Source organism: Pseudomonas vlassakiae, from assembly GCF_014269035.2.
In the GTDB taxonomy this organism is placed as follows: domain Bacteria; phylum Pseudomonadota; class Gammaproteobacteria; order Pseudomonadales; family Pseudomonadaceae; genus Aquipseudomonas; species Aquipseudomonas vlassakiae.
Window position 1 is genome coordinate 17297 of sequence record NZ_JABWRP020000027.1, and the last position, 11986, is coordinate 29282.

10 protein-coding genes are annotated in these 11986 nt (G+C 63.0%); 5 read left to right on the plus strand and 5 right to left on the minus strand.

Annotation, left to right across the window (positions count from 1 at the left end; translation table 11 throughout):
• Positions 1-95 precede the first annotated feature (95 nt).
• Positions 96-2414, minus strand: a complete 2319-nt coding sequence (pvdQ, locus tag HU738_RS24020) for a bifunctional acylase PvdQ (protein ID WP_186604519.1) — start codon at positions 2412-2414, stop codon at positions 96-98.
• A gap of 195 nt (positions 2415-2609) precedes the next feature.
• Between pvdQ and HU738_RS24025 the strand changes: the two genes are divergently transcribed.
• Entirely contained in the window at positions 2610-2984 is a 375-nt protein-coding gene (locus tag HU738_RS24025; protein WP_176510127.1) for a fe2+ zn2+ uptake regulation protein, read from the plus strand.
• 34 nt (positions 2985-3018) lie between these two features.
• Here the strand turns inward: HU738_RS24025 and HU738_RS24030 are convergent, their stop codons facing one another.
• Entirely contained in the window at positions 3019-3207 is a 189-nt protein-coding gene (locus tag HU738_RS24030) for a hypothetical protein (protein WP_003248064.1), read from the minus strand.
• Positions 3208-3355: 148 nt separating this feature from the next.
• Between HU738_RS24030 and HU738_RS24035 the strand changes: the two genes are divergently transcribed.
• The 4 genes from HU738_RS24035 to HU738_RS24050 all read left to right on the plus strand — a co-directional run bounded on the left by HU738_RS24035 (position 3356) and on the right by HU738_RS24050 (position 5784).
• Entirely contained in the window at positions 3356-3814 is a 459-nt protein-coding gene (locus HU738_RS24035) for a hypothetical protein (RefSeq protein WP_186604521.1), read from the plus strand.
• Between the two features lie 231 nt (positions 3815-4045).
• A complete protein-coding gene (locus HU738_RS24040; RefSeq protein WP_186604523.1) occupies positions 4046-4426 on the plus strand; it encodes a Mor transcription activator family protein in 381 nt (126 codons plus the stop codon).
• A gap of 63 nt (positions 4427-4489) precedes the next feature.
• Positions 4490-5164, plus strand: coding sequence for a DUF2589 domain-containing protein (locus HU738_RS24045; protein ID WP_186604525.1), 675 nt, complete (start codon positions 4490-4492; stop codon positions 5162-5164).
• An 83-nt stretch (positions 5165-5247) separates the two neighbouring features.
• The gene (locus HU738_RS24050; protein ID WP_186604570.1) at positions 5248-5784 is read left to right on the plus strand and encodes a DUF2589 domain-containing protein; all 537 of its coding nucleotides are present in this window, start codon (positions 5248-5250) and stop codon (positions 5782-5784) included.
• 8 nt (positions 5785-5792) lie between these two features.
• On the opposite strand, the gene HU738_RS24055 is transcribed toward HU738_RS24050, so the two are convergent.
• Genes HU738_RS24055 through HU738_RS24065 form a run of 3 tightly spaced genes read right to left on the minus strand, consistent with a single transcriptional unit; the run spans position 5793 to position 11910 of the window.
• A complete protein-coding gene (locus HU738_RS24055; protein ID WP_186604527.1) occupies positions 5793-9467 on the minus strand; it encodes a translocation/assembly module TamB domain-containing protein in 3675 nt (1224 codons plus the stop codon).
• The gene (locus HU738_RS24060) at positions 9464-11206 is read right to left on the minus strand and encodes an autotransporter assembly complex protein TamA (RefSeq protein WP_186604529.1); all 1743 of its coding nucleotides are present in this window, start codon (positions 11204-11206) and stop codon (positions 9464-9466) included. Before HU738_RS24060 ends, HU738_RS24055 begins: the two co-directional genes overlap by 4 nt.
• A 53-nt stretch (positions 11207-11259) precedes the next feature.
• Complete coding sequence (locus HU738_RS24065) at positions 11260-11910, minus strand: GNAT family N-acetyltransferase (protein ID WP_186604531.1); 651 nt, start codon at positions 11908-11910, stop codon at positions 11260-11262.
• Positions 11911-11986: the final 76 nt, after the last annotated feature.

Consider the following 11986-nt stretch of genomic DNA (forward strand, 5'->3'; position numbering starts at 1 on the left):
CGCGGGCTCGCCCGCTGCCACAGGGAAACCACTGGACTCAGGCCTGTGGAGTTTCCTGTGGCAGCGGGTTCACCCGCGAACACGCCGTTACAGGTTCAAGGCCGGCTGGCCACCGCGGCTTTGTCCCGTTCACTGATCACATAGTGACGATACTCCGGGTCCGCCTTGATCTGCGCCTCGGTAAACGGCAGCGCTGCCAGCTGCTTGGCCGAAAACGCCTTGGTCTGGTCGCTGAAGTGCGCCGAGCCGGCTTCGCTGGACTGCGAGAACGCCAATAGCCCACGCGCCTGTGGCCCATCTTCAGTGAAACTCACCACCTGCAGGTAGCTGGTACCACTGACCACCAGCCGCTTGCCCGGCCCGTGCGGCACGCTGAACATCGCGTTATAAACCCCCAGCTGCTGCGGCCCGCCTGGTACAGGCGTGCCATCGGCGGCCTGCTGGATCTGCCCCCAGCGGCTGCCCTCCTCCACACCGGCCTTGGCCACTTGCTGCTTCGATGCCAAGGCTGCTTCGCGCAACAGCTGGCGCACGGCCGCCTGCTCCACCGCCAGGCCACGCGGGGTGTGCTGCGGGTCTGCCGGGTCGAAGGCCACGCGCCAGCTTTGCGGCTGCTTGGCCATGGCCTCGACCATGTTCTGGAAATGCACCAGGCCGACACCACTGGACAAATCGGCCTTGCCATTCCAGGCGGCGAGGCTGGCGCACACAGCCTGCAGGTCGGCTTCTGCCCCTTTGCACCACTGCAGCAGGTCGGGCAGCACCAGGCTGGCCAGGTAAACGTCGTCATCCAGCACCATGCGCTGCAAGTCATCGACACCCAGCTTGGCGTTGCCTTGCAGGCGCTCGAGGGCAAAGCGGCCGCGCATGCCCAGTGGCTGGTCGCTGCGGCTGATCAACGGCGAGAAACCGGTCAACGGCTGGGCTGGGTTGGTCATCCAGGCCGGGTCGTTGGAGTTCTGCACGAAGTCGTTGCGCTCCAGGCTGGGCAGCATCCGCGCCGGGAAGATGCCAGGCTGCGCGGCATCCGCATCGACCTTCCACTGGCAGGCGCTGCGCGACCCGTCCAGCACCACCAGAGGGCCTTGCACCACCGGGTTGCTGCATTCGCTCAGCAGTTGCTGATCGACATAAGGCACCACGGACTGGTTCAGGTACAGCGCCGTGCCTGCGGCATCGACCGCCAGGGTGTTGACCCAGGGGATGCCCTGCAACTGTTCGGTGGACCCCTTCAGGGCCTCCAGGCTGTCGGCACGGTTGATGCGATACCACTGCTGCAGCACACGCGTGTTGTCCAGGTTGGCATCGCGCAGGCTATAGGCTGCCTGGGTGTCCCAGTCCAGTCGCCCAGGCCACTGCACCACCGGCCCGAAACCGGAGCTGTAGACCTGGCGCTCGACCTGGCTGAGGGTGCCATCGGCGGCCTTGACCGTGACGCTCACGGTTTGCCGTGCCATCGGGATGGACTTGCCATCCTGCAGGTAATGGGTCGGATCCTTGGGGTCCAACTGCAAGCGATACAGGGTGAAGTGCTTTGAGGTATCCACCGTGTGGGTCCAGGCCAGGTGGCGGTTGAAGCCGATGTTCACCACCGGCAGGCCAGGCAAAGCGGCGCCCATCACATCCAGCTTGCCTGGAATGGTCAGCTGCATCTGGTAAAAACGCATGCCACCCATCCACGGGAAGTGCGGGTTGGCCAGCAACAGGCCGCGGCCATTGGCCGAGCGTTGCGCCCCCACAGCCACCGCGTTGCTGCCGCGCTCGGAGGCGAAGCGCTGCTGCTGGGCCAGCGCCACGTCAAAGGCCGGGGTTGCTCGCTGGGCTGCCAGCCTGGGGGGCTGGGCGCCCGCCAGCGCTTCGGCGAACTGACCCACGCCCCCTTCAGCCAGCAGGCGACGGGTCAGTTTGACCAGGTCCTGGCTGGTAATCGGGCGTACCCACTGGCCGTCGCCGCATTCCGCAGGCAGGCCTTGCTTGCGCCGCTCGGCCAAGGCGCGGTTGAAGCCGCTGGCATAACCCTCCAGCAGTTCGCGCACCTGCGCTGGCTGGGCCTGCATGAAGCCAGTGACTGCCGCCGGCGTGTTGAGCCAGCTGAAGAACAGGTCACTGGCGAGGTTGTCGCGTTGTTCGAGGGTCTTGGCCTGAGCGCCGAAATAGCGCGAGCGCTCACCGTTGACCGTCAGCACTTCATTGGCCAGCAGGCACAGGTTGTTCTGGGCATAGGCATAGCCAATGCCATACCCCAGGCCGCGCTCATCCTTGGCGACGATATGCGGCACACCAAAACTGGTGCGACGGATCTGCGCACTGGCATCAGCGCCGGTTTCCCGCGCCTGCACGGCTACGCTGGAGGCGACCAGGGCAGCCGCCAGGCTGGCACAGGTCAAGGGACGCGAAATTGACAACACGGGCATTCCTCGGATTCAGGGATCATTCCCGATCAAACGAACGGCTGGATGAAAATTTTACGCGCAGTGGCGCCGCGAACCGTCTTCAACAGACACCGGCAGAAAATTTTGCAGGCAGACGCTGCAGATTTGCCGTTCTCATTCGTCCTTAATCAGTGAGCCACCCATATTTCGGGACAGTCCACGAAAAGGAGCATTCACATGTACGACCCGCAACCCTCATTGCAGACCGGGCGCATTCCGGGGAAGGCGGCCATCGGCGCGGCCACCAGCGTGGACGAGCGTACCGGCAACGAGCAGATTCGCGAACTGCTGCGCAATTACGGCCTGCGCACCAGCCTCATTCGCCTGAAAGTGATCGATGCGCTGTACCACGCAGATCGCACCGGGCGCAGCATCGGCGTGCGCGGCGTGCATGCGCAACTGGAGCAACTGGACATCCCGTTGTCGTTCCTGAGCGTGCGCGAGGTGCTCAAACGGCTGTGCACAGAGGGTGTGATCAGCCTTGGCAGCGACAAGTGCTACAGCCTCAAGCCCGAAGCACGCGCCGTACTCGAACAGCCCTTGCCGCGCTGACTGCAGGCCGCCTGACGCTGCCGCCGGGCCGGCGTCAGGGCTTGACCTTGCGCCGCAGAATCCCGTTGATCACGACCACCACCACGGCAATCGCGATAGCCAGCATCTGGAAGGTCTGTTCACTGATCGTGCCTTGCTTCTGCAGATGCGACAGGCCCAGCATGAGGCCCAGCACCACCAGGATGATCAGAAGCGAATATTTGAGGCGCTGCACGTGGGTCATCGAAAAATCCTTCAACATCGGGGGTATTTGCTCACAACGAGCGGCGACAATGATACAACGTCAACGCCTTGCAGCGCTGCATTTCCTGCTTAGCATGGCAAGGCATGCCTGAAAGCATTGGGCTTCCTCAATCCATGCTGGAGGCACCATGCGCAGGTTCGCGCTGTTCATCATGCTGCTCGCGCCATCACTTCCCATTCAGGCCCTCGACACCGGCCAGGCGCCGCCTGAACAATTGCTCACACTAGGTGACCAATTGGCTGCCCATGCAGGCAGCAGCCAGTGGCAACAACTATGGCAAAGAAGCCGCGCAGCCGGGCACCTGCAAGCAAGGCCCGGTCACCCCTATTTCACCATCCCGCAGCCATTGCTGCCCGCACTGGCTCGCCAGGCGCTGGCACAGGCGGATCAGGTCGAACCCCGGGGCAAAACCGTCGCCCGCTACCGGCGGACCTTTCCCGACCGGGTCATCGGCATGCTCGATAACCAGCCATTGAACAGCCTCTGCCTGGAGATCGACTGGCGCACCTTGCCACACCGGCATTCGGATGACGCTCACGACTATCTTTCAGGTGCGAGCCTGCTGAACAGTTATCCGTGTGAATAAGGGTTCGGGCACTCACTAGCGCGATGGAAATGCAACCCAACGAGCAATCGGGCCTGCAAAGCAGTGTTGACGCAACGTCCTACATCCCGCGACTTCGTTGCCTGCAAGCCCTGCTCACCAAAACTACAACTGCCAGCCCACTTGGCGCCTAGTCGCAACATTCGGCGTTCACCGAGAATTCCTCCATGCCAACGACAGGCATCGCGCTCCATCCACCGCGAGGAAGTCTTTATGGAACTGCCAGATCTCACATCCATCGACATCGGCCAGTTACCGCATTCGTTGCAGGCCCTGATCGAATGCATCGGCCTTGAAAACGCCTACCAGTTGACCTGCGCCTACGGCGGCAGGCCCAAGTACATCCCCAAGCACCGAGCGCGCACCAAACTCGCCGACGTGCTTCCGGCAGACGCACTCGACGCCCTGATCAAGCGATTTGCCGGTGTGGCCCTGGAAATACCCAAGGCAGATCATTTCCTGAGGCAATTGCGCAATCTGCAAATCCAGAAAGAAAGCGCCGAAGGTTTGTCTCGCAGTCTGCTCGCCAACAAGTATGGGTTGAGCCTGCGACAGATCGGCAACATCCGGCGCCAGGAGCATGACGCTCGCTAATGATGAATGCGGCGCCAAACAACGGCCCTATCGAAAACTTAATATCCACACAGGGGAATACCCATGATAGATAACAGTCTCATCGGCTCCGTGATCAACTCGCTGCCAATGGATAAAATGATCGCTGCCCCGCTGCAGGCGATGATCAAGGCTCAAGTGAGTGCAAGCAAATCCTACGCTGACTTCCTCATGCAAGTGTGCATTCAGGATGGCAAGGCAGTCGCTATCCAGTTCGACTACGACGAAACGATCGTCAATGAGCAAGGCGAATATCAAGGTGTTGTCAGCAAAACCATGAAGGTGCCCCTGCTGGCAGCCATCACCCACCCGAATATCTCGATCATGGAGGGTAATGTAGAGTTCGAACTGACCATCAACCAGTTTGCCGAAGACAAGAGCACCAGCAAAAAAGAAGGCGGTGTGGAAGGCAAAGTGGGGTGGGGGCCGTTCAGCGTAAGCGTCAAGGGCAGTATCAGTAACCATTCCGAGCAAACTCGCAAAACCGACACGACTGCCCGTTATAAATTCAATACTCGAATCGCGCGCCAGGAACCGCCTGAGGCCATGATGAAAGTTATTGATTTTCTGGTAAGTGCAAGTACCAAACCCGTCGTGGTCAAAGGTGACGAAGCACCGCGCAGTCTCGAAAAGATATCCGACGCTGACGTTCTGAAGATCGACAATGCCGCGGCTGCCAATTCAGCAGCACCTGCTAATGCCAATACGGCTGCACCTTGAGCACTGCGTCATTACCCCCGCCGTCCGCGACGGGGGACCTTACGGCAAAGAGGAAATATTGAGTGGACACGTCACCCTCCCCCATGACCTCGCTTGACCTGCGCGATATCACTCGCGGCCTGCAAGAGGCCGCGGCGGCGACGAACAGCCTGATCGCGCAACAGTATATAAACCTCTTCGACCAGTTTTTCGATTTCGATGATCAGGCGCTGGGCGCCCCCATGAGGGCAAAGATGGTAGAAGTCGCCATGGACGACTTCCATATCATGCGTGTGCCCCTCTTTGCACTGGTATCCCCCAAAGGGCTGGCACTTGAACGCATGCAAGTCGACTTGTCGGTCCGTGTCAAAGGGACCGATATATTGCAGGACCTGAATGCAGAAGCGGAGAAAAGCCCCGCTGCGAAGTTCAAGGTTTCCATAGGCTCGCAGGGGCGTCAGGGTGAAGCGCGCGACCCTGACGAAGTGCAGATTCGCATGCAGTTCCAGGCATGCGAGCCCCCTGAAGCACTGAACCGGCTGATTGAGCAGTACACCAACATGATCATTCCAGTACGCACTGACCCTCCCCCTCCACCCAGTGACAGCAATGAATTCATCGAGGCCGCCACCGTACGCTGACGCGCCCCTCAGAAGTCTCGCTTGTAGAAGATATCCAAGGAGCTTGCCAGCCCGCTGGCAGCCTCCAGATAAACCTTCTTGCTCAACTTGTAACGCAGCGCAATGGTATTGGCCGGCTCGAACACCCCGACCCCGTAGCGCAAGCTGAGCTTCTCGGTCAGGTTGCCACTGGCCACCACGCTGGTGCTGTTACCGGAGCCTTCGGTATCCAGCTGGAAATCATCGATCCCCAGGCCCGAGGCCAGGCTGCCGGTAATCCCCGCACTGCCCGCCAGGCCCAGGCCCAATGCCGCTTCGGCAAGCATGTTGTTATCCTCGCCAGAAGTCCCCAGCGGGCGCCCCAGCACCAGGTACGACAACGCCTGCTCCTGGCTCATGGCCGGTTCCGAGAACACCGTGGTGGTCGGTTGCTCGGCGCTGCCGCTCAGGCGGATACCGGCAATCACATCGTCGACCTTGCGGATGGCCTCGATATCCAGATAAGGCTGGTCGATCGGCCCGGCAAACAGCAACCGTGCGCGGCGAATGGTCAGGCGCTGGCCGTAGGCACGGTAACGACCATCGGCCAGGCTCAGTTCGCCACGGGTGTCCATGTTGTCGCCAATGTGCACATGGCCGAGCAGGTTGGCGGTCAGGCCGAAGCCGCTGAATGACAGCGTGTCCTGCCCCACGACCACGTCGATATCCATGGCCATCGCCATGGGCGGCTTGCCCTCTTCGGTCTGGTGGCCGACGATGACCGTGTCGTCCGAGACCTTGACGGTAGAAGGTGGCAACTCGCGCACAATGATCTTGCCCTTGGGTACCAGCACCTTGCCGGTCACCGCCAGCTTGTCATCAATCAGCCGCAGGTTCAGGTCCGGGGCAACTTCCAGTGTGGCGTAGGGCTCGACGGTCACGGGCAGTTGCTGGCCCTGCAGACGCAGGTCCATGCCCAGGGCCTGGCCCCAGGTCAGCTGGCCGTTGAGCTGGCCGCGGCCGGCATCGCCGCTGCGCCAGCCGCCGTTGATCTGCACCTGCTCGCCAGCGATCAAGGCCTGCAGCGACAGGTCCTGCAGGCTGACCGGCAGCTCGGCACCACTGACCTCGCCCCCCGTGAGCATCAGGTTGCCGTTGACTTGTGGCGCCAGCAAGGTGCCGGTCAAGCGGCCGCTGCCATTCAACTGCCCGGCCAGGCGTTCGACCATAGGCACGAACGGACGGGCAATCGACACGTCCAGCCCCGCGAGACGGAACTCGCCCGACAGCGGCTTGTTCTTGCCCAGCGGATCGAGGCGCGTGTTCAGGCTCAGCTCCCCGAGGCGCTCACCGCGAAAATCCAGGCGCGTATCGACCCGGCGTGGCGCCAGGGTGCTGTCCAGACGCAGGGCCTGGTAAGGGAAGTCGATCCAGCGGCCGTTGTCGCGGACACGCAACGTACCGCCACTGGCATCGACACGGATGTTGCCCTTCGGGCCGCTGGCCGGAATGTCCAGGTTCACGTCGGCATTGAGCATGCCTTGCCAGGCGAAGTCCTTCGGCAGCCATTGCGCCAGGCTATCCAGCGGGAACTGCTTGAGGTGATAGCGCAAACGCGGCTCGGGCGCCAGCCGTTGGTCCTCGCCGCACAGGCTGGCCTGGCCTGAACGCCAGCAATGGGCACCGAAATCCAATTGGCCACTGGCCAGCCGCTGCAGGCGCGCCGGTGACTGCAGCTGCCAGTCCTGGCCACCGGCCTGGATCCTGCCGCTGGCCAGGCGACCACGCCAGTCACCCTTGCTCAGCTGGCCATCCAGGCCCAGGTCGAGCTTGAGTTGCGGACCGTCCAGGGCCAGGGTCAGCGCCTGCTGGCGGATATCACCCTTGCCGTTGGCCTGCAAGGTGCCCAGCACCGTGTCCCCCACGCGGATGCCGCTGGCCTTGAGGTCGATCACGCCCCGTTGGGCGCTGTCCAGACGTCCCTCCAGCTCGAGCCGCTGGAGGTGGTTTTCTTCCTGCGCCAGTTGCTGGCCCTGCAGGGTCAGGTTGCCTTGCGGTACGTTCAGCGTGCCGCTGACGTCCAGGCGCCCTTTAACCTGCCCTTGCAGCCTCGGCCACAACTGGCCAAGCCGTGGCAGATCGAGGTCGACACGCCCGGCCAGGCGCTGCTGCAGGCTACCGCTACCGTTGATACGGTTATCGCCCAGTTGCACAGCCAGCGCGCCGAGCGTCCAGCTCTGCCCGGCCCCTTGGGCTTCGATCTTGAGCACCGCCGGCTGCCCGCGCAGGCGCCCCTTGAGGTCGAGCTGGGCATCCAGGCTGAGTTGTTCGCCCTTCATCTCACCCTTGCTGCGCAAAGGCCCGGCCAGGGTGCCCGGCAACTCGGCGAGCCAGTACGCGGGGTCCAGCGCTGACAACTGCAGGTCGACGTCCCAGGCCAGCGTATCGGCAAAGCGCACGGCGACACTGCCCGCCGCCTTGCCCTGCCCGGCGGTCAGCGCCAGCTGCGGCAGGCGCACCTGGCCCAGGTCACCCTGGAACGGGCTGGCCAGGGTGAATGCCCCTGCCGGGCCGTCGAGGTCACCGTTGAGGGTGCCCTGGTAGTTGCCATCCTGGTATTGAACCTGGGCAATGAAACGCTTGAGGGTAACCTGCGGCGGCGTTTCCAGCGGGTACAGACGCAACCACGGGAAGTCCTGCCAATCCAGTTGAGCGTCGGCCTTCAGCGCCTGCTGCCAGTCAGCGCTGGCCTGCAGCTTGACGCGCTGGGTGTCGCTGGCTGTCAGGTCCAGGGCATCCAGCTTGGCGCCCTTGGCGTCGACCTTGCCGGCCAGCGCCAGTGCGATCGGTGCCTGTTCGGCCGGCAGGCTGGCGCTACCAGTCAGTTGATAGCCCTTGAGGAGATCGCCCTGGGCCTCCAGCACAAGCTGGTTGAATTGCAACGTGTCGGGCAACGAGCCCGTTGGCTTGAAGGCGTCGGCGCGTAGCTGCAGCGTTGCCGGCAAGTGTTCGGCCAGGGCCTGTAGCGTCCCGTTCAGGCGGGCATCCAGGTAGCCGCTGCTGGTGGCGTCGAGGGTAAGGGTTTTCTGCAATTCACCTTTGGCGGTCAGGGCCAGTTGCCAGGCTTTGCCCTCCACCGCTGGCAACTGCACCTGGCCTTGAAGTTGTACCGGCCAATCGCCCTCAGGCTGCACATCGCCCTGCATCTGCACACGCAAATCGTCACGTTGCAACTGCAGGCTGTCGATGCGCAGGCCGCTCGCGGTCCAGTGCGCCGCCAGGTGCAGATCGCCGAGCAGATCACTGCCATCCAGGCGCAACTGCCCCACCTTCACCTCACCGACCTCGATCGCCACCGGCAATCGCAGGGCGGGTAACTGCAGCGGAGCACTTTCGGCCGGTTGATCGCCTGGCGCGAAGGCCATGTCGACCCGCTGAGCCTGTAGCTGGTCGATACACAGCGTGGCGCGCATGAGGCAAGCGGGAGACCAGCTCAGTAGCGGCGCCTGCAACTGCACCGTGTTGTCGCCGTCGACCCAGCGCAGCTGGCTGGCCTGCCAGGTGCCTGCCAAGCGGCCCTGGAATGCTTCGACCGTCAGCCCTGGCACCCGGCCGAGCACCCAGCGGCTGCCGCCTTCGGTACCCAGTAACAGCCCCAGGGCCAGGGCCACCAGCAGCACACTGCCGAGCACGCCCGGCAGAACGAATTTCAACACACGCATCACAGCTCGGGCCCCATGGAGAAGTGCAGGCGAATACCGCCGTCGTCATCGAGCGCCTTGGCCAGGTCCAGGCGCAGCGGCCCTACCGGCGAAACCCAGCGCACACCAAAACCGACCCCGGTCTTGAGGCTGGGCAGTTCCAGCGTGTTGAACGCGTTGCCCTGGTCGATGAAGGTCGCCACCCGCCATTTTTCGGCCAGCGAATACTGGTACTCGACACTCCCCGCGACCAGGTAGCGCCCGCCAATGCGGTCACCGTCGCTATTCTTCGGCGAGAGCGTCTGGTAGTCATAGCCGCGCACGCTCTGGTCACCACCTGCGAAAAAGCGTAGCGACGGCGGGATGTTGTTCTTGTAGCCGTTGGTGGCACTGCCACCGAACTGGACCCGGCCGAGGAAACGGTGATTGTGGCCGAGCGTAGTCAGGCCCTTGAGCAGGACATTGCCGTGCAACAGGTTGGTATCGGACACCAGCCCCTCCTTGGCCACCTGGGTGTCGAACTGCAAGCGGTAGCCGTTGTGCGGGTCGATGCGGTTGTCACTGCGCAGGTAGGAAAAACTCACGCCCGGCATCAGCAGGTTGCTAAGCCCCGAGTCATCGCCCAGGCGATACTCTTCGCGCTGGTACTTGAGCGAGACCACCCGCTGCCAGCCGCTGCCCAGTTTGCTGTGCCACTCCGGGCCGACGGTCAGCAACTTGCTGAGGGTGTCGGTGCCGGCAATTTCCTCGTTCTGGTAACCACCGGCGAAGCGCAGCTTGTCGGTCAAGGGTGGATCGAGCGGCACGTCGTACCACAAGCCCACGTTCTGCCGCGGCGCCGAAAGCTCGGTTTCCCAGCCATAACTATGGCCTTGCGGATTGACCCAGTGCCGTGTCCAGTTGGCCTTGCCACGCGGCCCCACGTCAGTCGAGAAGCCCAGGCCCAGGCCCAGGGTGCGCGGTTTGCGGGTGTCGAGACGCACGTCTACCGGGATGTCCTCGCCCACTGCCGCAGTGGGGGCGGCATCGACCCGCACGCCTTCGAAATAGCCACTCGATTGCAGGTCGTTGTTGAGTTGGGCAATCAGTTCGGAGTCGTAAGGCGTGCCGGGCTTGAACGAGACCATGCGCTGCAGCAGGTCTTCATCGAGCGGCGTGTCACCCGTGAATTTCACGGCGCCGAGGCGATAACGCGGACCGCTCTGGTAAACCAGTTCGATATCGGCCACGCCGGCCTGAGGGTCGACCGCCAGGCGCTGGCGTGTGAAGTGGCCACTGAAGAAGCCATAGCGCGAAGCCTGGTTCTGGATCAACCGCTTGGCATCTTCGTACGCGCCATGGTTGAGCTGTTCACCCGCCCGCAGGGCCTTGCTGTCGGGTATGCGAAAAGCTTTCATCTCGCTGGCCGGCCCTTCGATGCGCACCGTCACGTTGCGCAGTCGCACGGGCTCGCCGGGGGCGATCTCGATGATCAGTTGTGGGGGCTGGTCGGCCTTGGCTGGCGGCTTGACCTCGGTGTCGATCTGCGCCTGATAGTAGCCAAGGGCCTGCGCGGCCTTGCGCGCCTGCTCCTGGGCCCCGCGACTGAAACGCAGCAGCGCTTGTTCATCGCGGTCTCCGAGGGTACCGATATAGCCTTCGACATTGGCCTTGAGTGCCTTGTTGGCGGGCTTGACCTTCACCAGCAACTCGCTCTGGCCCCATGCTGCAACACTGGCAGCCCAGAAAACCAGGCCCCAGGTAAGTCTTCCTGAATACGTCATGCGGCGCATGCTACCAGAGCCAGGCGCTCAAGGGAGGCGCCTGGCGGCACAGTTCAAGCAATTGATGACATGGATGACACTGGGTTGGGATGAAAGAACACCCTTTCCCGGATCGGCCCTACAGCCACCTCCCCTATCTCTTCATAGCCCTGGCGCGCGTAAAAGGCCAGGTAATGCTCGTTGCCAGAGTCCAGCACCACGCCCTGGGTGTTGGGGTCTTCTGCGCACCAATCGTGAACAGCTTGTAACAATTGCTCGCCATAGTGGCAGCCTCTAAATTGCGGATGCACCCCCAACAGCGGCAGCATGTGCACCTGCCCGCTCGGCAGGCAGCTGGCCAGCGCTGCCTGGTAATCCATGTAGCGTCGGGTACAGCGCTGGCCGGTGCCCAGCAGCATGCGCAAGCGCCAGGCCCAGCTGTCGGCCACACCCAGGCGGCGTTGCGGCGGCACGATCAGGGCCATGGCGATCAGGCGGTCTTCCAGCAGCAGGCCGATGGCCGGCAGCTGCAGGTAAAAATGTTGACGTACCCACTCGCGCACCATCACCCGCAGCCGGCGCTCGTAGCCTGGGCGCTGGGCTTCGAAGATATAGGCAAAAGTCGGTTCGTGGCGGTAGGCGTTGTACAACAGCGAGCGTGCCTCACGGCTGTAGCCGTCATCGAGGGTGCAGATACGCGCCTGGGCGGCAGCGGTTTCGAGCATGGCGGGTCGTCCTCCTGGAAAGGGCATGTCAGTGCCTTGGAGGTGCTCCACTGCGCATCGTTCACCTCACCCAGCA

Excerpts from the sequence above, each read along its gene's own strand:
- pvdQ (WP_186604519.1), bottom strand. The coding sequence starts at position 2,414 with ATGCCCGTGTTGTCAATTTCGCGTCCCTTGACCTGTGCCAGCCTGGCG.
- HU738_RS24025 (WP_176510127.1), top strand. The coding sequence starts at position 2,610 with ATGTACGACCCGCAACCCTCATTGCAGACCGGGCGCATTCCGGGGAAG.
- HU738_RS24030 (WP_003248064.1), bottom strand. The coding sequence starts at position 3,207 with ATGACCCACGTGCAGCGCCTCAAATATTCGCTTCTGATCATCCTGGTG.
- HU738_RS24035 (WP_186604521.1), top strand. The coding sequence starts at position 3,356 with ATGCGCAGGTTCGCGCTGTTCATCATGCTGCTCGCGCCATCACTTCCC.
- HU738_RS24040 (WP_186604523.1), top strand. The coding sequence starts at position 4,046 with ATGGAACTGCCAGATCTCACATCCATCGACATCGGCCAGTTACCGCAT.
- HU738_RS24045 (WP_186604525.1), top strand. The coding sequence starts at position 4,490 with ATGATAGATAACAGTCTCATCGGCTCCGTGATCAACTCGCTGCCAATG.
- HU738_RS24050 (WP_186604570.1), top strand. The coding sequence starts at position 5,248 with ATGACCTCGCTTGACCTGCGCGATATCACTCGCGGCCTGCAAGAGGCC.
- HU738_RS24060 (WP_186604529.1), bottom strand. The coding sequence starts at position 11,206 with ATGACGTATTCAGGAAGACTTACCTGGGGCCTGGTTTTCTGGGCTGCC.
- HU738_RS24065 (WP_186604531.1), bottom strand. The coding sequence starts at position 11,910 with ATGCTCGAAACCGCTGCCGCCCAGGCGCGTATCTGCACCCTCGATGAC.